The organism is Dyadobacter sp. CY327, from assembly GCF_021390415.1.
Lineage (GTDB): Bacteria > Bacteroidota > Bacteroidia > Cytophagales > Spirosomataceae > Dyadobacter > Dyadobacter chenhuakuii.
In genome coordinates this window covers 945,083-964,513 of record NZ_JAJUXJ010000007.1, presented here as the reverse complement: position 1 = coordinate 964,513, position 19,431 = coordinate 945,083, and the positions used below count along the sequence as shown (strand labels likewise).

At 47.1% G+C, this 19,431-nt stretch carries 17 protein-coding genes; 12 read left to right on the top strand and 5 right to left on the bottom strand.

Annotated elements, in window-relative coordinates; all coding sequences use genetic code 11:
* Positions 1-272 precede the first annotated feature (272 nt).
* On the top strand, positions 273-704 hold the full coding sequence (locus LZG74_RS20475) for a hypothetical protein (protein ID WP_233798362.1): 432 nt from the start codon (positions 273-275) through the stop codon (positions 702-704).
* A 14-nt stretch (positions 705-718) separates the two neighbouring features.
* Entirely contained in the window at positions 719-1,984 is a 1,266-nt protein-coding gene (locus tag LZG74_RS20470; protein WP_233798361.1) for a hypothetical protein, read from the top strand.
* A gap of 404 nt (positions 1,985-2,388) precedes the next feature.
* On the opposite strand, the gene LZG74_RS20465 is transcribed toward LZG74_RS20470, so the two are convergent.
* From LZG74_RS20465 to LZG74_RS20450, 4 genes are all read right to left on the bottom strand, one after another.
* The gene (locus LZG74_RS20465) at positions 2,389-5,472 is read right to left on the bottom strand and encodes an efflux RND transporter permease subunit (protein ID WP_233798360.1); all 3,084 of its coding nucleotides are present in this window, start codon (positions 5,470-5,472) and stop codon (positions 2,389-2,391) included.
* An 18-nt stretch (positions 5,473-5,490) separates the two neighbouring features.
* A complete protein-coding gene (locus LZG74_RS20460; protein ID WP_233798359.1) occupies positions 5,491-6,528 on the bottom strand; it encodes an efflux RND transporter periplasmic adaptor subunit in 1,038 nt (345 codons plus the stop codon).
* A 14-nt stretch (positions 6,529-6,542) separates the two neighbouring features.
* Positions 6,543-7,850 carry a TolC family protein gene (locus tag LZG74_RS20455; RefSeq protein ID WP_233798358.1) on the bottom strand — a complete coding sequence of 436 codons (1,308 nt, stop codon included), beginning with the start codon at positions 7,848-7,850 and terminating at the stop codon, positions 6,543-6,545.
* A gap of 102 nt (positions 7,851-7,952) precedes the next feature.
* Entirely contained in the window at positions 7,953-8,567 is a 615-nt protein-coding gene (locus LZG74_RS20450) for a TetR/AcrR family transcriptional regulator (RefSeq protein WP_233798357.1), read from the bottom strand.
* Positions 8,568-8,728: 161 nt separating this feature from the next.
* Here LZG74_RS20450 and LZG74_RS20445 point away from each other — a divergent pair, with 161 nt between their 5' ends.
* The 5 genes from LZG74_RS20445 to LZG74_RS20425 all read left to right on the top strand — a co-directional run bounded on the left by LZG74_RS20445 (position 8,729) and on the right by LZG74_RS20425 (position 14,481).
* On the top strand, positions 8,729-9,247 hold the full coding sequence (locus tag LZG74_RS20445) for a DinB family protein (RefSeq protein WP_233798356.1): 519 nt from the start codon (positions 8,729-8,731) through the stop codon (positions 9,245-9,247).
* 150 nt (positions 9,248-9,397) lie between these two features.
* On the top strand, positions 9,398-10,024 hold the full coding sequence (locus LZG74_RS20440) for a hypothetical protein (RefSeq protein WP_233798355.1): 627 nt from the start codon (positions 9,398-9,400) through the stop codon (positions 10,022-10,024).
* Between the two features lie 150 nt (positions 10,025-10,174).
* Positions 10,175-11,515 (top strand): MFS transporter, encoded by a 1,341-nt coding sequence (locus tag LZG74_RS20435; protein ID WP_233798354.1) that lies wholly within the window; start codon positions 10,175-10,177, stop codon positions 11,513-11,515.
* Positions 11,516-11,537: 22 nt separating this feature from the next.
* On the top strand, positions 11,538-11,915 hold the full coding sequence (locus LZG74_RS20430; protein WP_233798353.1) for a VOC family protein: 378 nt from the start codon (positions 11,538-11,540) through the stop codon (positions 11,913-11,915).
* A 127-nt stretch (positions 11,916-12,042) separates the two neighbouring features.
* Positions 12,043-14,481 carry a glycogen debranching protein gene (locus LZG74_RS20425; protein WP_233798352.1) on the top strand — a complete coding sequence of 813 codons (2,439 nt, stop codon included), beginning with the start codon at positions 12,043-12,045 and terminating at the stop codon, positions 14,479-14,481.
* Between the two features lie 4 nt (positions 14,482-14,485).
* On the opposite strand, the gene LZG74_RS20420 is transcribed toward LZG74_RS20425, so the two are convergent.
* A complete protein-coding gene (locus tag LZG74_RS20420; protein ID WP_233798351.1) occupies positions 14,486-15,469 on the bottom strand; it encodes a GlxA family transcriptional regulator in 984 nt (327 codons plus the stop codon).
* Positions 15,470-15,583: 114 nt separating this feature from the next.
* Between LZG74_RS20420 and LZG74_RS20415 the strand changes: the two genes are divergently transcribed.
* The 5 genes from LZG74_RS20415 to LZG74_RS20395 all read left to right on the top strand — a co-directional run bounded on the left by LZG74_RS20415 (position 15,584) and on the right by LZG74_RS20395 (position 19,411).
* Positions 15,584-15,814 (top strand): hypothetical protein, encoded by a 231-nt coding sequence (locus LZG74_RS20415; RefSeq protein ID WP_233798350.1) that lies wholly within the window; start codon positions 15,584-15,586, stop codon positions 15,812-15,814.
* Between the two features lie 211 nt (positions 15,815-16,025).
* A complete protein-coding gene (locus LZG74_RS20410) occupies positions 16,026-16,559 on the top strand; it encodes an SRPBCC family protein (protein WP_233798349.1) in 534 nt (177 codons plus the stop codon).
* A 40-nt stretch (positions 16,560-16,599) separates the two neighbouring features.
* The gene (locus tag LZG74_RS20405; RefSeq protein WP_233798348.1) at positions 16,600-17,565 is read left to right on the top strand and encodes a DinB family protein; all 966 of its coding nucleotides are present in this window, start codon (positions 16,600-16,602) and stop codon (positions 17,563-17,565) included.
* A 53-nt stretch (positions 17,566-17,618) separates the two neighbouring features.
* A complete protein-coding gene (locus LZG74_RS20400; RefSeq protein ID WP_233798347.1) occupies positions 17,619-18,104 on the top strand; it encodes a redoxin domain-containing protein in 486 nt (161 codons plus the stop codon).
* A gap of 86 nt (positions 18,105-18,190) precedes the next feature.
* Positions 18,191-19,411, top strand: a complete 1,221-nt coding sequence (locus LZG74_RS20395) for an esterase (RefSeq protein ID WP_233798346.1) — start codon at positions 18,191-18,193, stop codon at positions 19,409-19,411.
* The last annotated feature ends 20 nt before the right edge of the window (positions 19,412-19,431 follow it).

Below are 19,431 nucleotides of genomic sequence, written 5' to 3'. Positions count from 1 at the left end.
CGGAACCGATTTATCGTGGCACCAGCTGTTTACAGTTGAGTTGCAAGCAATTAATTTTGCTGTTTTCCATAAATTAAAGTGATGGCTGAACACAAATACAGGTTTCAAAACCTAAGATTAGTCAAGGACTACAATTGTGTAACCGCAGATTAATACTGTGCCACTCTTTTGTTGTGGGTTGCGGGCGGTCAGAAATGGCCGCCATTTTTTAACACATTTGCCTTCGGTGGCAATCAGGCTCAACAACCCAAACCTAACCCTCCCGAACATTAATGAAACGCATTTTTAGTAAATGTTTCATTTTAATATGCCTTCTATTTTCAGCATTTGTTGCTGATGCTCAATTCGATAACATTGTAAATAAGCCCCCCACCGAGCGCTACACGGCCCTCCGGCGATTTATTGACCTTCATATCAATAGCGGTGACAGAGCATCCGGTTACAAATCACTGGAAACGCTCAAACAAGTCGCTGCGAAGAACAACGATGACGATTTGGTCCTGGAAGCAGAATTTATGAAGATCATGCTGAATCGGGAAGTTGATAAAAAAGCTTCCAAGCGGCATATCCTGGATCTTAAAGCCTTAATAGCAAAATCTTACGATGCCGAGAACATGCAGATCCATCTCCGGGCGAGAAGGTTCCTGGCGCATTTGTATTGGTATGATACCAAAATTATGAGCGCGCATTTGAGGAATATTTGACCATACACCCGCTGTTGACAAAGATCTCAGATAAGCATTTTCCAGAAAAAGCTTACTTCCTTACCCAGATCGGCGAAGCTTACTATTATTTCGGCGATTACAAAAATGCCATCAGTTTTTCACGGGAAGCGTTGACGGCCAATGTGATTCAGGAACATCGTGGCGTGCATAACACCGCATTGAACACCATCGGCCTGAGCTACATTAAAACCGGATTTATGGAATCTGCTGATTATTATTTCAAACGGATCCTGCAAAATGTGGGCATTGACGACTACAATGTCTGGAAAGGCATAGCACTTGGAGACCTGGGCCATACAGCTTATCTGCGTGGAAAATACGTTGAAGCGATCCCACTTTTGGAAGCAAATGTCGATCAGGCTGTGCTTATTTCGGATTACAGTCAGGTTGCCAGATCACGCGCAATGCTTGCCGACATTCACTTTCGGCAGAACAATATTGCGAAAGCTGAAAAAGAGATGCACCTGGCGCGGGAGGCTGTGGCACGTTGCGGGAATGATAAGCCGCTCGAACTGCTTTACCAGGTTTACGGCAAAGTCCACGCCGCAAGAGGCCACTTCGCCTTAACCAATGTTTATCTCGACTCTGCGGCGCGCATCAGGAACATTTTTGAACAGGATTTCAATTCGATTCAAATGCTCCGGGCCGGAGAAAAGGCACAGATACAGGCACACCGGTCCGCTATGGAGCGAATCGCCACTGAAAAGCAGATCAAAACATTGGAGCGGAATATCCTGCTCATTCTGGTGCTGCTGCTGGTTGTAGTCGCATTGTATTTTTATAAAACCCACTATTACAAAAACCGTGAAAAACAGCGTGCTATCAACGATCAGCTAGCCAAAGCGGAACAGGAACTAAACTTTGCTTCCATCCAGCTGGAAGAGTTTACGCGAAGCATTTCGGAAAAAACCCAGCTCGTAGAAGAGCTCAGCGCGCGGTACGGCATGAACGAGAGCGAAGAAACCGTTCAGGAATTGCAGAACATTACGATCCTGACCGACGAACAATGGGAATATTTCAGAAGTCTGTTTGAAAAAATACACGTAGGTTACCTCTCACGGTTAAGGGAAAAGCTTCCCGGTCTTACGCCTGCCGAAACCCGGTTCATGGCGCTTGCCAAACTGAACCTTACCTATAAAGAAATGGCCAGCACGCTCGGAATTTCCGTGCAAAGTGTGCGCGTAATCCGCCACAGGATCCGCAAAAAACTGAACCTCCCGGAAGAATCGGATTTGAGGGATGTGGTTACTACAATCTGAGGGAGTAATTGAAAACTGAATCGAAAAGATAACCCGCAAGCTATCAGTGCATTTCAAATTGGAATGTTTTTGGAATGCTCCAATTTCAGGTCTGCAAGGGGTTATTCCTACATTTGAAGTGTTAGACATCTTCTCAGTGAAATCCATGCGACTGGTCAAGTACAAGTATTTCTTTCTGCAATCCTTCCTGCTTATTCTCTTATTAATTCTCTCGGTCTGCCGATGGCACAGCGGACAAGTGGGGAACGCACAAAAGAAGACTCGGATGCACCAGGAAATGTCTGACCAACTTAGTGCACGTTAATCCCTCCTCGTCATATGTTATTACCGGCACCAGCAATAGAACCGCGTTACTCTTGCTGGTGCCGTTTTTTGGATTCTACCAATGACCTGTGCCGACAATTTTAAAACTGAGGTTCCAGCATCGCTTCTTCCTTAGCCACATGCTCGATCGACGGCGGAAGAAGTTTGTACATCACCGGCGTAACAAGCCGCGAAAGCAATGTAGAGCTGATCAATCCGCCGATTAACACCAGCGCCAGGGGCGAATAAAGCGCGCTGTATTCGAACACAAGCGGCAGCAAACCACCTATCGCGGTCATCGAAGTAAGCAGGATCGGCACAAACCGGATTTCCCCGGCTTCAATAATGGCTTCTTCAATCCCCATTCCCTGTGCACGTAGCTGATTGGTAAAGTCCACAACCAGCAGTGAGTTTTTCACCTCAATGCCTACTAATGCTATAAAACCGATCGTTGCCGTGAAAGAAAGCGTCTCACCGGTCAGGAAAAGCATTGCCAGGCCGCCTACTATGCCCAAAGGAATCACGGAAAGCACGATCAGAATGCTCTTGAATGTCTTGAATTCCAAAATTAATACACCCAAAAAACCGAATATGGTAACCAGAATGATCAAGCCTAAACCGCCGAAGCTTTCTTGCTGGCTTTCCTTTTCACCTGCCACAGTAAAGGTCTGGCCATCTGCAAATTTGAACTGCCCAAGCTTGGCTGTAATGTCCTCGTTGATGCGCTGCACATTGTAACCCGGCTTCACAAAGGACGAAACCGTCACATAGCGGTCCTTATCATAATGCCGGATCTGGTTCGGTGAGCTTTCGAATTCAATGTTGGCCACATTCTTTAAGGGAATGTTCGCGCCGGATGCGGACGTGACATATAATTTGTCAAAAACACTATAATCCTGGATGGTCGCATTCCGGGAAACAGACACATTCACATTATAATTATCTGCTTTTCCAACATCCTCGCGATACGTGGCTACATTCAGTCCCGCCGTGCCGAGCCGCACGGTACGGTCAATGTCGGCCGATGAAATGCCCAGCGTCCCTGCTTTCTCCTTATTAATGTTCACTTTCAAGTCTGTGGGCTGCACTTGCAGGGGATTGTTCACATAGATCGTCCCTTCCACCTTGCTCAGCATATCAGCCACGCGGAATGCGGTTTTTCGCAGATCGTCAAGATTCTCGCCATAAATGCGGTAAGCAAGCGGCGCCTCAATCAGCGGACCTTGTTCAAAATCCTTCACCTTGATTTCCGCACCCGGGTAACGTTCCAGCTTTTTCCTTAACCGCTCGATAACCTCCACTTTTTCCTCGGTTTCGAGTCCTTCAACCTGCACAAAAATCTCGGCAAAATTCTCACTTTCATTTCGCTGGATAACATTGTAATAGACTCTTGGATTTCCTTTTCCCACATTGGTTGCAAACGAAGTGATCTGGGGTTCCTGTTTTAAAATCCCTTCGACATAGCGTGTCACCTGGTTCGTCTTTTTCAAATTGGTGCCCTGCGGTGTTTCAATGTCGATGAGGAACATTGGTTTTTCTGATTTTGGAAACAAACTATTCCCGATCAGCGGGACCAGCGCGAGTGACCCTGCGAAGATCAATCCGGCCAGCACCAATGTAACAGCAGGCCATTTCAATGCTTTGTCCAAAAGACTTCCGTAAGTTTTGTGAATGCCTTTCTTCATGCCACGCAGCAATAAGTTACCTTCCGCGCTCGCATGCTTTTTCAAAATAATGCTGGACAAAAACGGAACGATCGTAAGCGACACCAGCATGGATGCGAAAACCGTGGTAATTACAGAAAGCGGCAGACTTCTGATAAAATCGCCTGCGCCTTCCGGCAGGAAAACAAGTGGTAAGAAGGCAAAAATCAATAAAATCGTACAACCCACAACCGCCATACCGATCTGCGAGGACGCTTTCACGGCGGCCTCGACGCGGCCATAACCCATCCGCAAATAACGCTCAATGTTCTCGACCACCACTATGCTGTCGTCCACCAGGATCCCTAAGGCCACAATCATCCCTACAATGCTCAGCTGGTTGATATTGTAGCCCAGCAAGTTCATCATTGTAAGCCCGATACTGAGTGAAAGCGGAATGGAAATCATCACCACCACCGACGCCCGAGAGCCCAGCGGCAGCAAAGTCAGCAACACAAGCAGGATGGCAATGCCAAAATCCCTTGCGAAATGAGATAAACGAATGTCAACGCTTTTGGCCTGATCAAAAACTTTAACCAGATCAATGTTCGACGGGAGCTCCTTTTCAAAGCTCGCAACAATGGGTGCAACCTGGTCCTGGACTGCTATAATGTTCTCACCTTCTTTCTGGCTTACATTCACGAAGCTGCACCGGAAACCGTTCAAGCGTGTAATGTGCGTTTCGTCTTCATATCCCAGCTTCACATCCGCAACGTCTTTCAGGTAAACGATCTTCCCGCCGGACGTAGATACAACTGTGTTTGCGACCTCATCCAGCGTCCGGTAATTTCCGCTGGTCTTAATGTTCAGCTTTTTGGTCGCCATACTGATGCTGCCCCCCGGAATGTTCACATTCTCGCTTTGTAAAGCACTGATGATCTGGTTCTGCGTCAGCTTTTGCTGGGCGATTTTTTCCAAATTGAGGCTAACCTTCACCTGGCGTTCCGGAAAGCCGGCATACTCGACCTTTTTCAGCGATTTGACCTTTTCAAGTCGCTCCTTAAATTCTTTGGAATACTTTTTCAGCTGCGCATAGGAAGCATTTTCGCTGATCAATGCATATTGGTAAATGCTCACGTCCGACGGGATCTGCTTGTTGATCCGAATGTCGTTAATGTCCGCAGGCAAGCTGTTTCTCAGACTATTGATCTCCCGAACCAGCTCCTGGTATTTGTCATCAGGATCGGAACTGTATTTGTACTGCACCTGCATCACGGCCAGCCCGTCGTTGATGTCCGTAATAACGTGCTTCATATCGTCCAGCTCGTTGATCTTTTTTTCCATCGGGTCCACCACCAGCTGCTCCATATCTTTCGGACTGGCACCGGGGTAAACAATGACTACGGTGAACTGAGGCGGATGAATGTCGGGATCTTCGCTGCGCGGCATCGTAAAGAGCGAATAAACGCCCAGCGCCAGCACGGCCAGGAAAATCACCAATGTAAACTGGTAATTCTTAACGGCAAATTCAGGTAATTTCATGACGTAGGGGTTTGAATGTTACTGAACTATTTTGATTGCCGAGCCATCTGCCAGATAAGCTGAACCTTCCCGGATGATCTGCGCACCGGCATCAATCCCTGAAAGAATAAATGCCTTCTCCCCTTCCAGAAACGCTACTTTAACCTGCTTTTTCAATGCTTTCCCATTCGCTGCCACAAACACAAAAGCGCTGTCGCTGTCGCCCTCTATCAAGGCATCCACCGGGACGGATATCATCTCTGTCTTTTGTTTCGGATAAATGCTAACCTTAGCAAAAAGACCGTTTGCGAGCTTGGCGGGCTGCTTATCCAGCCGGATTTCGGCCTGATATAAACCTGAACCCGCATCGCTGCCTTGTGAGAGTGTTGCAATGCTTCCTGAAAAAGTTTGCGGATAAGCGTCAAAGACGATTTCTGCTTTTTCGCCGCCTTTCAAGCGCGTCCAATCCTTATCCGTTAAGCCGCACTTGATCACCCAATCCTTGTTATTTGTGCTGCTGATATACAACACCGGCGAACCGCCCGCCACTTGCTCGCCGGGATTCTTCAACTTTTGAATCACCACGCCGTCCGTTGTCGCGTAAATTTTAGCCTGCGAGAGGTTGAAGCGGACAATGTCCAGTTGCTTTTCGGCCACATGCAAGGTGGTAAGGCTGTTTTCCAGCTGTTCTTTTGTATTTACGCTGTCGCGAAACAGGTTCTGGGTGCGTTGGGCGTCACGCTTGGCTTTCATAAAATTCTCCTCTGCCTGTGCCATTTGCGCTGCAAATTCTGTGGCATTAAGTGTTGCCAAAAGCTGTCCTTTACGCACTTTGTCGCCTTCTTTTACCAGGATAGTATTAATAATTCCGCCCACTTTAAAGGACAGGTTTGCCTCATTTTCAGTCCCAAGCAACCCAGAAGTCTGCACGGGTTGCGACTGGGTTAATGCTGCCGAACTGATGATTTTTACGGGAATAGTCGGGTCCGTTTCTTCCACTTTCTTTTCTTCCTTGCACGCAAGCAGAGTGGCCGAAAGGATGAGCATCATCATGCCCGTCTTGATCGTATTTTTCATGGCATATTTAAAGTTTAGAATGAATAACTGGCTTGCGCACGCTCCAACTCTGCGGAACGTGTCTGCATGATCATATAGGAAATACTTTGCTGCAACTGGTCACTGATGAGCCTGTTTTGCGCATCAAGTAGCTCAATGTAAAGCAATTGGCCTTCGCGGTAAAGCTTCTGCTGATCCTGGTAATATTGCTGGGAAAGTGCCGTTTGGCTTTTGGATGCCTGGTATATTTTGATGGCTGCATTCAGTTTGTTAGCAGCCGTCTGCGCTTCCAGTTCCAGCTGCTGCTCCGCCTGACTGATGCGCTCGCCCGTCACTTTACCATCCAGTAGTGCCTGCTTGGTTCGGTATTGCGTGCGATTACCCGCAAACACGCGCCAGTCGAGCGTAAGCCCGAACAGATAATAACGCGTATCATTGTTAAAATTGAGGAAATCACCTTGCGAACCCAGGTCTATAAACGTTGCTAACCTCGGCAGGGCAGACGCTTTTTCCAGCTGGGCGGAAAGCGTGTTGATCCTGCCGAGCGATTCCAGTTTCAACAATTCCTCGCGTTTGGCCAATGTGCCTGGTCCCGGCGCCAGCTCGGTCTGGATGTTGTCGCCAGTTTCTATTTTAGAGTCCAGGGGCGTGTTCAGCAGGAAGTTGAAATAAGCCGCTGCGCTTTTGGATTGATACCTGGCTTCTTCCGATTTTGCTTCCAACCCGATCAGTTCATTCTCCGAGCGGCTCACAACTGTCCTTATTGCCTTATCATTACTCACGAGCACGCGATTGAAGCGCAGGTTTTCCCGGGCCAGCGTTACGGCGCTTTCCAGGATGCGGATCGCTTCTTCGGATTGCAGGTAAGCATAGTAACCAAGCTTGATTTCCTTGACCAATTCGCGCTTATACACTTCATAATCAGCCAGTTGGAACTGGATTTGTTCCTTCCGAATCTTGGTATTAACCCCTATTTCCGGATTGTAGAGCGGCAGCGAGGTGCGGAATTTGGCGTCATAGTAATTGTTGGGATTAAATGTCTGGTTTACATTCTCGACCTGCGGAAATGCCGACGAGCTCGTAAGCTGGTTCAAAGATGTGTAAACCGGATTCAGCAGATCACCGATCGGAATGCTGATCTTCCTTCCTCCGCGTGAATCCAGATAGGATGTGTTGAAATTGACTTCCGGCAGGAAATAACTTTTGGCTTCTTTCAGTGCATACAGGCTCTTTTGCAGCAAAAAATCCTGTTGTTTCAATCCCTGGTTGTTCTTCAATCCCTGGCTTATGTAAGCATCCAGCACGCGGTTTTGCGCAAAAAGCGTTTGGGTAATAAAAGTCATTACTGCGAAAAGTAGCAGTTTTCGACGTAGACGGTCAGGCCATTTACTGGGATGTAAATGACGTTTATTTAGTGAACACTGTTTACTCATGGCTAAATTTTTTTACACTCTCAGGTTTTCTAAAAAAAAGTTGACGGAGCTTTCCATCATGTGAAGCATTACGTCGTTAGGCATATCCATAATGGACAATCTTTCACGCACATACAGGGAGACCAACCCGTGCCCAAAGGACCACACGGATATCGCAAGGACATATTTGTCCATCGGTTTGATAAGATTCGCTTCCAGGCAGGCGGCGATCGTATCCACCACATATTCAAATGCACATTCACCGGCATCCCATTTTTCCTCAGATTTGATCTGCGAGAGCGGTGCGCGCATGATAAACATCAGATCGTAGTAATCGGGGTTGTCCATCGCGAACTTGACATAAGTCTTGCAAACAGCGATCAATCGGTCAAAAGGGTTTTCGATTCCATCGTGCTTGCGGAACTGCTTGTCCAGTAATGCGAATGCATTTTCGTGGATGACGTAAAAAATTTCATCCTTGTCTTTAAAATATAAATAAATGGTAGCCGGGCTGTATTCAATGTCCTCCGCAATGGTCCGGATGGAGGTTTTGTCATAACCTTGCTTTAAAAACAGCTGCGTGGCGGAATCAATGATCAGATTGCGCATATCCTGCCTCTCCCGCTCTTTTCTCTCTTTGATCGCCATGTTTCAGTGTTTTCGTCGTAAATATAATAAACAGTGTTTAGTAAAATCATTTTAGCCAAAAAAAATATTTTTCACACTCAAAAACCTGCTGACATACTGCTGTCATAAGGCCATGTTTCCTTTGTATTGTTCAAACAAAAAATCACTAAAAACCTTTGACAATGGAAACCAACAACACCTTCACCAATGAAACCGCTGTTTCACCAGCACTACTCACAACCGAAGCACTGCTCAATCACTGGCAGGGACACCGCGCGCTGACGCGCAGGGTAATCGAAGCATTTCCTGAGGATGCGTTTTACAATTTCTCCATCGGCGGCATGCGTCCATTCTCTTTGCTGACGATGGAAATGATCGGCCTGGCAGCACCCGGAATCCGCGGCATTGCATTCGGTGACTGGACTTTTGGTGATCCCGTTCTGGATCACTCAACGCCTCCACCGCCGACAAAACAGGAAGTGCTGAACCTTTGGGACCTGGTAACTGAATACATTAACACGCTCTGGCCGCAGATCCGTGCTGAGCGATTTGAGGAAAGTGAAGCTGCGTTCGGAATGTATGAGAACACAATCCTGAACACAATCATTTATCTGATCGATAACGAGATCCATCACCGCGGACAGGGATATGTGTATCTGCGCGCACTGGGTGTTGAGCCGCCTGCTTTCTGGGATCGGTAGAACAACATTCAGCCACATCATCAGCATCTATTAGCCATGAATTGAACCGGAACAGCCTGCGTTTTGATAGCGCAGTGCTGTTTTCGTTGGAATGGTTTTGGTAAGATTGTGAATAGGATTACATTTATCATTCAATCTATCCAACACTATATGAAGATTCTGACCGTAACATTATTTTCTGCAATGGTTTTAGCAGAAGCATTTTTTGTTGAATCACACGCACAAAAAATCGGGTCCCGGCCCGCTCCTACCGGCAAAATTCCAAGCTCAGGCCCGGGACAGCCCGCCAGGCCATACAGCGAATATCAGCCAAAACCGACTGGACAAATTCAGGGGGCGACGCAAGCTGCGGATCCAAGCGTCGTTTCAGATCCGGTCCCTGTGGTGCAGCAAGGACAGGTTCCTAAGGTAAATACATCGCAGGATCCGGCCACAATGCCTGAAAGATACATGCCTGCAACGACACAGCCTGTTGAGCAAGTAACTGAGATTGAGCAAACTACAACTGCAACACCACAAACAGGATCTAACGGGCAAACCCAGACGAATGTGCAGACACAGAATGGCACCACAACCACACAAACAACGCCCGGTGTAATGCAACCTGCGACATCAACAACCACAACGACGACCAACAGAACAACGACCGTTCCGGCAACCAGACAGCATGTTCAGCAAACGCAGCCCGCCCGGCAGTCACAGCCGGTGCAGCAAGCCCAACCTGTACAGCAAACGCAGCCTGTGCAGCAGACGGTACCCGTTCGCAGCGTTCCCTGATGAAAGTTACCACAAACGGCATGCGGAGAATGGCACAATTCCACCCTGAAATTGTCTTATAACACCTCTCTGCATGATGGCTTGATGTAGTAATTTTGTAATGTCGGAATTGGATCCATTTCAGCACGACACATCTACTTACTATTAGCCATGAAAACGTTTTATTCCATTTTAGCTAATTCCCTGGCCGCGACCCTGACGAACACCTTCGTCTGGTTCGCGGTTACTTTTTGGGTATATCTGGAAACCAAATCCGTCATTGCCACCTCGGTCATGGCAGGGATTTACTTCGCAACCGTTGCACTATCCGGCTTTTTCCTGGGCTCCATCGTGGACCGTTATAAGAAAAAAACCTCGATGACCATTTCAGGCATTGCAACATTGATCCTATATATTCTGGCGTTGCTCACCTATGTTTTAACACCTGAAGCCGATTTCAAGAATCCAGGCAGCATCGGACTCTGGGTTTTGATTGTCCTTTGCCTACTGGGCGCATTGGTCGGCAATATCCGGGCCATCGCCATTTCAACTGTTGTTACCATTCTGATCGAGGAAGACGAACGTGACAAGGCAAATGGTCTGGTTGGGACCGTTAATGGTGTTTCCTTTTTAGTAGCATCTATTTTCAGTGGTCTTGTAATCGGGTTTCTGGGCATGACTTGGATGCTGGCACTGGCCGTTGGGTTAACCATCGCAGTGCTGCTGCATTTATTCACAATCCATATTCCTGAAAAGGAGATCGTTCAGACGGGTTCGCACCTGGAAAGCATTGATATCAAGGGTACTATCGCCGTTGTAGGATTAGTACCGGGCCTCTTCGGGCTGATTTTCTTCAATACATTCAATAATTTTCTCGGCGGCGTGTTCATGTCGCTCATGGACGCTTACGGCCTTTCGCTGGTTTCGGTTCAGGTCTGGGGAATATTGTGGGGTGTGTTAAGCCTTGGATTTATTGTCGGCGGGCTCGTTGTTGCCAAAAAAGGCCTGGGAAAGAAGCCGTTGCGTACATTGTTTGTTGCCAACATTATCATGTGGACGGTCTGTATATTCTTCACAATTCAGGCATCCATCATATTGCTGGGCATTGGCATGTTCATTTATCTCTGCCTGATCCCCGTTGTGGAAGCAACGGAACAAACGATCCTGCAAAAAGTAATTCCGCATGAGAGACAGGGACGCGTTTTTGGTTTTGCACAAAGCATTGAGCAAGCCGCATCTCCTATCACTGCCTTCATGATAGGACCCATCGCCAAATTTGTCTTCATACCATTCATGACAACCGGCGCCGGTGTGGACCTTATCGGCTCGTGGTTCGGGACAGGCACTGCACGTGGGCTGGCACTTTTATTTACTGTAACCGGCATTCTGGGACTTATTGTAACATTAATTGCAATGCGATCGAAGGCGTATCATCAGTTATCTCAGATCTATAAGAAACCGGAACCTGCATTTACAGAAGCCGACGCAATTCAAGCAGAGGGAGAAATCTAGTCATCAATAAAATTTGAAAATCATGTTTAGAGAAACAAAAGCATTCAGTGGATTTTCCGTGGACGATCTGCAAAAAGCAAAGGCTTTTTACGGAAATGTCCTGAGCATTGACCTCTCCGAAGTGGAAGAAATGGGCTTGCTGCAACTGCACATTGCGGGAAGCAGCGACGTGATCCTGTATGAAAAACCAAATCATACGCCTGCCACATTCACGGTTCTCAACTTCCCGGTCGACGACATTGACACAGCTGTAAAAGACCTGAAAGCACTGGGTGTAACATTTGAAAGCTACGATTTTCCAGGGCTAAAAACGGACGACAACAACATTAGCCGCGGAAAACCTTCCGTAGCCTGGTTCAAGGATCCTGCAGGAAATATCCTGTCGGTTTTACAAGGGTAAGCTTCGAAACCCGTGCTAGCTGCCTGCTGAGCGGGAAAGAAATCAGGTAATTTATGCATGATTTAAAAGTGTTATCTTGAAGCGTTGTCGGGTTAGCCCGAAATCTCCCTGATAACATTTTTTTTTCATGAAAACAGCCCCTGGCAGACTGAGAAATTTGCTGATTTTGATTGGCTTTTGCTCCATTTTCTTTCTTGAATGCTCGAAAACTGATCGTAATGCGCAGAATCTGCAAAGTGTGGTCAGCGATACGGAGAACATTCGGGGCAAAAGTATTTATCTCAATACGCCTTACATTACTGCGGGCGATCGCGTTTACATGGTGGGCCATCAAAATGGGACATTTCCGGATATTGGCTGGCATGTTACAGGCGAAATGGGCGGCATCTGGGATCATCTGATCAAGCTGATGGATGGCTTTGCAGCTTCCGTGACGGTTGATAATCAGTCTGCTTGTCTCACAAAGGCAGATACATTCGTTAATTTCCCTTTTGCAAATAAACACGTTTTCACAACCGGGCTTCCAGGGTTGAAAGTAGAGCGTTTCCAGTTCGTGCCAGATGGCAAAGAGGCTGTGGTGGTGGAATACACTTTTATCAATGAAGGAAAAGACAAGCTCAACATTCAGTTTGATTTCAATGGTTATACCGATCTCCGCCCGGTTTGGCTGGGTGAAAGAACCAATATGGTTGATGGCCCGGATGTGACTACATGGGACGAGGCGTCGCACAGCTGGATCGCTAAGGATAGTTTGAATGATTGGTATGTAATGTTTGGCGCTGCCATGTCGCCCAAATCTCATCAGCAGAAGGCCATCACTTGCGATTACAAACCCCAGGGAAAGGGTGTTTCCGCTTCGCTGCAATATGAGCTTGCTATTGAGGGAAACAGTGCCATAAGCCTTTCTATAACCATTTCCGGTTCCTACAAATCAAAAGAAGACGCCCGAAAAACATTTACAGAAACACAGGCGAATGCCGCTAAATTACTGCTCGCAAAGAAAGAGCGATATAAATCCATTGATTCTAAAACCAAACTGACAATTCCCGACAAAAACCTGGAACAAGCCTTTCGCTGGACCAAGTACAACACCGACTGGCTCATCCGCGATGTGCCTGAAATTGGCCGCGGATTGTCTGCCGGCGCTCCGGATTATCCCTGGTGGTTTGGTGCGGACAGCGAATATGCGCTCAAAGGGCTCATTGCCACAGGTCAGCCTGAGTTGGTAAAAAATGCAGTTGAAGTGGTTCACAAACTCTCGGAAAAAATGAATGGAAATGGCCGCATTATGCATGAAACCTCCACGAACGGCGCTGTTTACAATCCTGGCAACATTAACGAAACGCCGCAATTCACCTCGCTGGTGGCGCAGGTTTATCGCTGGACCGGTGACAAGGAATTTCTTAAAAAATATTTTCCTACCCTTAAAAAAGGATTGAACTGGCTGCTCAAAGAGAATGACAAAGATGGTAACCTGCTGCCTGATGGATTTGGCATGATGGAAATCCACGGCATGAACAGCGAAATGACCGACGTTGCTGCGTACACCCAAAAAGCCTTCGCCGACGCCGCCGAACTTGCCACGGAAATGGGGGACAAAAAGTTGGCTCAACATTATTCCAGCATTGCGGAAAAGCTTCGCATCAAGATCAATCGGGAGTTCTGGGTTCCTGAAAGCAACTCCTATGCAGATTTTATCGGCACACCAAAGCAGGCGATCAGCCTCATTGATGATGCCATCATCCGTGCAGACACGTTAAAAAAGCCCTGGGCAGTGGAAGAGCTGAAAGCAGCGAAAGCCAAAATAACGAGCTCGAAATCAATCAATAAGCGCGGATTTGTAGTGCACCACAATTGGGTTGTGAACACGCCCATGGAAACCGGCATTGCCGATACTGCAAAAGCGCTGTCCGCGTTGCAGACAGCCTCCAAGTTTGTAAACCCCTTCGGCGCCTTCGTGACCGGCATCGACCGGGATGAGTCGGCCGGGAAAGATGAGCGTTCGGTTGCTGGCAACAACAAAGTTTTTACTTACACAGGCGCAGTAATGACACTTCCCACGGGCGTACTGGCCATTTCCGAAAATAATTACGGACGTCCGGATGCTGCATTGGGTTATTTGAAAAGAATGACAAAATCATTCAGCTTCGCGCTTCCTGGTTCTATTTATGAGGTTTCACCGGATTACGGCATGATGGCGCAGGCCTGGAATGTATACAGTTACGCTTACCCGATCGTTCAGCAATTCTTTGGCATACAACCATTTGCATCTAAAAAATTGATCCGCATTCAACCGCAGATGCCATCGTCCTGGAATGATGCAAGTCTGGAAAATGTGATCATAGGCGACAATGCGCTGGATTATACATTTAAAAGGAATGGAAAAAGCATCCGCCTGAACCTTTCACAGTCGCAGGAAAGCTGGAAGCTGGAAATCGCGCTGCCGACTGCGAAATTCAAAAATTATCAGGTCAATGGGAAAGCAGTGGCTACGAAGTCCAATGGCACATTTGACACGATAGAAGTAAATGGTAAAATCAATGTGGTCAGCGCTGAATTGAAATAAGCGATCAGGCGCTGATCTGGCTTTTGTTGTATTTGTTTCTGTATTCAACCGGGGATAGGCCAGTGATTTTCCTGAATGTACTGCGGAAGGCTTTGGTGTCGGTATAACCCACTTCGTACATCAGTTCGGTCACATTTTTTCGGCTCACTTCAAAGCTTTTCTTGGCCGCCTCGATCTTCACACGCTGAATGTATTCCACAATCGAATTGGAAGTGGCTTTCTTGAATCTGCGTTCAAAACTCCGGCGGCCGATTGCGAACATTTCGGAAAGCTGATCCACTGTAATTTTATCCTGAAAACTCCTTTCTATAAATTCCTGCGCCTTTCTGACTTCGACATCTTCGTGCTCTTTCTGGCCCGTGAACATAATGAAAGGCGACTGCGTATTGCGGTCAATTTCGATCATGAAAAATTTGGTCGTGTAAATCGCCATCTGCCGGTCCACGTATTTTTCGACGAGATAAACGAGCAGATTCCAGAACGTATTTGCGCCGCCGCTGGTATACACGCCGTTTTCGTCGGTGATAATGCGGTTGTCCATCAGGTTCACCTCGGGAAACATATTTTTGAAATCCGAAGCTGACATCCAGTGTGTTGTGCAGCTTTTACCGTTCAACATGCCGGTGGCCGCGAGCAGAAACGCGCCTACACAAAGGCTGGCCACTTCCGCACCGTTCTCATGCTGCTCAATGATCCACGGAAAAAAGGCCTTATTCATCTCGATCACACTTTCACGATCACCATTAACAGCAGGAATGATGACCAGATCAGTTTTTTTCAGATCATGAATCGTCACATCCGGAACCACTGTAAAAACGCCGCTATACTTTTGAGGATCAGCGGTCATGCCCACCAGCTGAACATCAAAAGCCGGCTCGCGGCCCATAGCAGCCAGGAAGTCGTTTACGAAATTAAAAAACTTGAAAGGCCCCTCAATGGTCCCGAGCGCAGCATCGCCCTGTGGAACAAGAACTGATATATGCTTCATATTTTCAAAAATAACAAAATACGCTGTCGCATTCAATAGGTATGCGGCTTCCCGTCAGTAGTCTAAGGATGAAAGCAACTTATGGTGATAACTTAACCATTCAATCCAATCTTCATGCCGACTATTATTTACGACGAAAAACAAAAAAAAGCGATCAACCTCGATAATGTTGACACCTTCAAGCTAGACCGCAGCGGCGCCGAGTTCCACATCGTATTCCAAAAACAAATCACCGTAAAAGACAGCTACATGTCCACCACCCTCGACAGATGGATCTACACGAGCGAACACGAGCGGGATAGTGTGTTCAGGACGATCGTGGATAGCTACGGGTATCGGGTTTGAGGAAGCCATTCAATCGGATTCCTTCATTAGCAAAATGAAATTGTAGATATACTGGATATTAAACGGTGCCTTGTAATTTCCAACAATTACGAGTCATAATCTTTGTCGCGTTCGGCCCCTGCATTTGACATATTCACCCCCCGGGGGATTGGGAAAAGACTTGTAGGTTTGTTACATCTTATTGCTGACCTGAACTTTAACCTATTACCCGATGAAGATTATCCTAACAATTCTTGCAGTGATCGTTGGCCTCGTTGTCCTGCTGCTGGTGGTGGCATTATTTGTTAAAAATGAATACGAGGTGCGGCGGGAGATATCGATTAACAGACCGAAGGGCCGGGTTTATGATTATATCAAATTCTTGAAAAACCAGGACAATTACAGCAAGTGGGTGATGGCGGATCCGGGTATGAAGAAGACTTACGCCGGCGTCGACGGGACGGTCGGCTTTAAATATGCGTGGGACAGTAAGGATAAGAATGTCGGTGCCGGTGAACAGGAAATTATGAAGCTTGCGGAAGGTGAGCTTGTGAATATTGAAGTCCGCTTTGTACGGCCATTCGAGGGAGTCGGGCTGGCGACGATGACGACCACGCCGGTTGCTGATGATCAAACCCGAGTTAGCTGGGGCATGACCGGGAAAAGTAAATATCCCATGAACATTACCAACCTTTTTATCGATGGAATCCTTGGCAAAGACCTGGAATCCAGTTTGAAAAACCTGAAAACTATCCTTGAAAAATAGTCTGTAAAGCAACATCATTCAACAAATAAACTCAGGAACCATGGAAACTATGCTCATCAAGAAGTCGATTGAAGTGAATGCGCCGAAGGAAAGCGTTTGGGAAACCATTATTTCAAATAATAAAAACAAGATCTGGTTCAACGCATTCAGCGATGGAACGCAGGCCCAAACGGATTGGCAGACTGGCAGTAAAGTCATTTTTGCGGATGCGTCCAAAAATGGAATTATAGGCTTGATTAAGGTTAATAAGCCTGCCGAAGAGCTGGTTATCGAATACAATGGCGTTCTCAACGACGGCGTGGAAAATTATGAGACCGAAGAGGCACAAGGCATGAACGGCTTTCAGGAAATTTATCGTCTCAAAGAAGAAAATGGCCTCACACGCATGGATATGCAATGTGATATGGGCGCCGATTATTTTGAAATGATGTCCGATGCTTGGGACCATGCGCTGGTCATTATCAAGGAATTGTCAGAAACTGGCACAAGCGCAACTGCCCTGCTGGATGATTTAGATAGGACAACTAAAAAATTCAGGGACGCCATCGAATCATTCGACGAGGAAGAAATTAATGAAGTGCCTTTTGAAGGAAGCTGGACGGCCGGGCAGGTTGTAGAGCACATTCTAAAATCAGAAAGCGGCTTGCCTGGTGTATTATTGGGCGATATAACCGATACCAACAGACCGGTCGATGCTAATATTCCGGAAATTGAAAACATCTTTCTGGACTTTTCAACGAAGCTTAAAGCACCGGACTTTAATGTTCCCTCGGACGGACCGCATAACAAGGCGGAGCTGATCGAAGCATTTACAAAAGAGCGGGATGAAATCAGGAAAGTGGCTGCAGAACAGGATCTCCGGCTTACAGCCAGTGCATTTGAGTTCCCGGGAATTGGCACATTCACCCGCTGGGAATGGCTGAATTTTGTGGTTTGTCATTCGAAAAGACATATTCATCAGCTGACAAATATTCGCAAAAAACTTAGCGAAAAGGTAGCGGGATAAAACAGCAAACATTAATAACTTGCGGATTCTTCATTCAAAAAGAATTCAGTTTTATGTTCCGGAAAATAATTCCCGTCATTCTCTTCGTTTTTGCGAGCAGTTTCGCTTTTTCACAGTCTGTCCTGGCCGATAAGAAGATCGCGCCTTTTCAGATAAAATTAACCAACGGGCAGCAGTATACTGCATCGCAGCTTGCCGCGGGCCCGGTGGTTTTGATCTACTTTTCACCTGATTGCGAACATTGCCAGGATTTTACGAAAGACATGCTTAAAAATTACAGCGTGTTTGCCAACAAGCAGGTTGTGATGGTCACTTTCCAGTCGATGGAAATGCTGAAACCTTTTGTGGCGCAGCATAAGTTGGGCACCTATCCTAACATTAAGGTTGGCACGGAGGGATATTCGTACACGGTTCAGCGCTATTACCAGATCAAGTCGTTCCCTTACATTGCTATCTATAACAAAGCAGGTAAGCTTGTGCAGACATTTGAAGGTGAGCAGCCGCATCAGAACATCTTCAATGCATTAAAAAAAATCTGATTTCATTGCACTGACCGGGTAATCTTGCAGAATCGCCGTCTTTATTCAGGATAGCAGCACAACGTTGCAGGCGAAACACTTTCAGCATGAAACAAGATTACCTAAGATACTGGCCCGGTGCTTGTTACCGGGCCGCCATATTGCTTCTGCTTGCAGCTCCGGGCACATTTGCACAGCAGGCCAATGTGAACCTGGACTGGAATCCCCAAAAGAACACCCAGCAACTGAATCCGTACGGTGGAAATGTGATTTCGCCCGATGTTGCAGACGATCACACCATAACATTCCGGGTAAAAGCGCCTGATGCGCATAAGGTTGAACTGACAGGCGGCCCTATTCTCCTTGCACTGAAAGCAAAAGGCCCTGTGCCGTTCATAAAAGGCAGCGACAGCACCTGGACACTGAAAGTCGGGCCGGTTAAGCCTGATATTTATGTTTACAGGTTACTTATCGATGGCGTTCCGGTTGCTGATCCGAACAATACATTCACAGGAACTTCCAACCAGCCCGGTTACAGCAATGTGATCGTTCACGACAACAAGCCCGCCTATTACGATGCCAAAAACGTCCCTCATGGCAATATTACGCGGCATATTTACCATTCCGATGTACTGAACGGAGAACGTGAAATGTATGTGTACACGCCGCCGGGATACGATTCCGGAAAGAAATATCCGGTGCTCTATCTCATGGGCGGCAGCGGCGAGCTGGCATCCGGCTGGATGTTTGACGGCCGTGCCAATTTCATCGCCGATAACCTGCTGGCGGAAGGCAAAATTGTGCCGATGATCATTGCCATGCCCAACAACCAGGTCCTTCACCGAAGCGACCCAAAGCACCTCGAAAAAACTTATGTGCTCTTTGAAGAAGAATTAAGGAAGCATATCGTTCCGTATGTGGACAAAGCATACAGCACCATAGCCGACCGGAAATCACGTGCAATCTCGGGCTTATCCATGGGTGGGCGTCACACGCAGGCAGTGGGTTTCAAGGCATTGGACTTGTTCAGTTCATTTGGCATTATGAGCGCTGGTGACTTGGAGCCGGAGAAGTTGAACCCGGCATTTTTCAGTGATCCTAAAATAAAAGATAAGGTGGATTACTTGCTGGTAGGCCTGGGAAGCGGTGAGTTGGATTTTGTTGGAAAACGCTCGGAAGCAACGCATAAGGCTCTGGAAAAAGCAGGCATTCAGCACGACTATTACATTGGCGGCAACGGCGCGCACGACTGGGGAACCTGGCGAATGCTGTTGAATGACAAATTACTGCCAAATCTATGGCGCAAATCTTCGCCTAAGACCAAATAAAAAGCATTCAGATATTTTAC

Excerpts from the sequence above, each read along its gene's own strand:
- LZG74_RS20455 (WP_233798358.1), bottom strand. The coding sequence starts at position 7,850 with ATGACTTTTATTACCCAAACGCTTTTTGCGCAAAACCGCGTGCTGGAT.
- LZG74_RS20425 (WP_233798352.1), top strand. The coding sequence starts at position 12,043 with ATGAAAACAGCCCCTGGCAGACTGAGAAATTTGCTGATTTTGATTGGC.
- LZG74_RS20460 (WP_233798359.1), bottom strand. The coding sequence starts at position 6,528 with ATGAAAAATACGATCAAGACGGGCATGATGATGCTCATCCTTTCGGCC.
- LZG74_RS20475 (WP_233798362.1), top strand. The coding sequence starts at position 273 with ATGAAACGCATTTTTAGTAAATGTTTCATTTTAATATGCCTTCTATTT.
- LZG74_RS20410 (WP_233798349.1), top strand. The coding sequence starts at position 16,026 with ATGAAGATTATCCTAACAATTCTTGCAGTGATCGTTGGCCTCGTTGTC.
- LZG74_RS20450 (WP_233798357.1), bottom strand. The coding sequence starts at position 8,567 with ATGGCGATCAAAGAGAGAAAAGAGCGGGAGAGGCAGGATATGCGCAAT.
- LZG74_RS20440 (WP_233798355.1), top strand. The coding sequence starts at position 9,398 with ATGAAGATTCTGACCGTAACATTATTTTCTGCAATGGTTTTAGCAGAA.
- LZG74_RS20430 (WP_233798353.1), top strand. The coding sequence starts at position 11,538 with ATGTTTAGAGAAACAAAAGCATTCAGTGGATTTTCCGTGGACGATCTG.
- LZG74_RS20400 (WP_233798347.1), top strand. The coding sequence starts at position 17,619 with ATGTTCCGGAAAATAATTCCCGTCATTCTCTTCGTTTTTGCGAGCAGT.
- LZG74_RS20415 (WP_233798350.1), top strand. The coding sequence starts at position 15,584 with ATGCCGACTATTATTTACGACGAAAAACAAAAAAAAGCGATCAACCTC.
- LZG74_RS20420 (WP_233798351.1), bottom strand. The coding sequence starts at position 15,469 with ATGAAGCATATATCAGTTCTTGTTCCACAGGGCGATGCTGCGCTCGGG.
- LZG74_RS20405 (WP_233798348.1), top strand. The coding sequence starts at position 16,600 with ATGGAAACTATGCTCATCAAGAAGTCGATTGAAGTGAATGCGCCGAAG.
- LZG74_RS20445 (WP_233798356.1), top strand. The coding sequence starts at position 8,729 with ATGGAAACCAACAACACCTTCACCAATGAAACCGCTGTTTCACCAGCA.
- LZG74_RS20435 (WP_233798354.1), top strand. The coding sequence starts at position 10,175 with ATGAAAACGTTTTATTCCATTTTAGCTAATTCCCTGGCCGCGACCCTG.
- LZG74_RS20395 (WP_233798346.1), top strand. The coding sequence starts at position 18,191 with ATGAAACAAGATTACCTAAGATACTGGCCCGGTGCTTGTTACCGGGCC.
- LZG74_RS20465 (WP_233798360.1), bottom strand. The coding sequence starts at position 5,472 with ATGAAATTACCTGAATTTGCCGTTAAGAATTACCAGTTTACATTGGTG.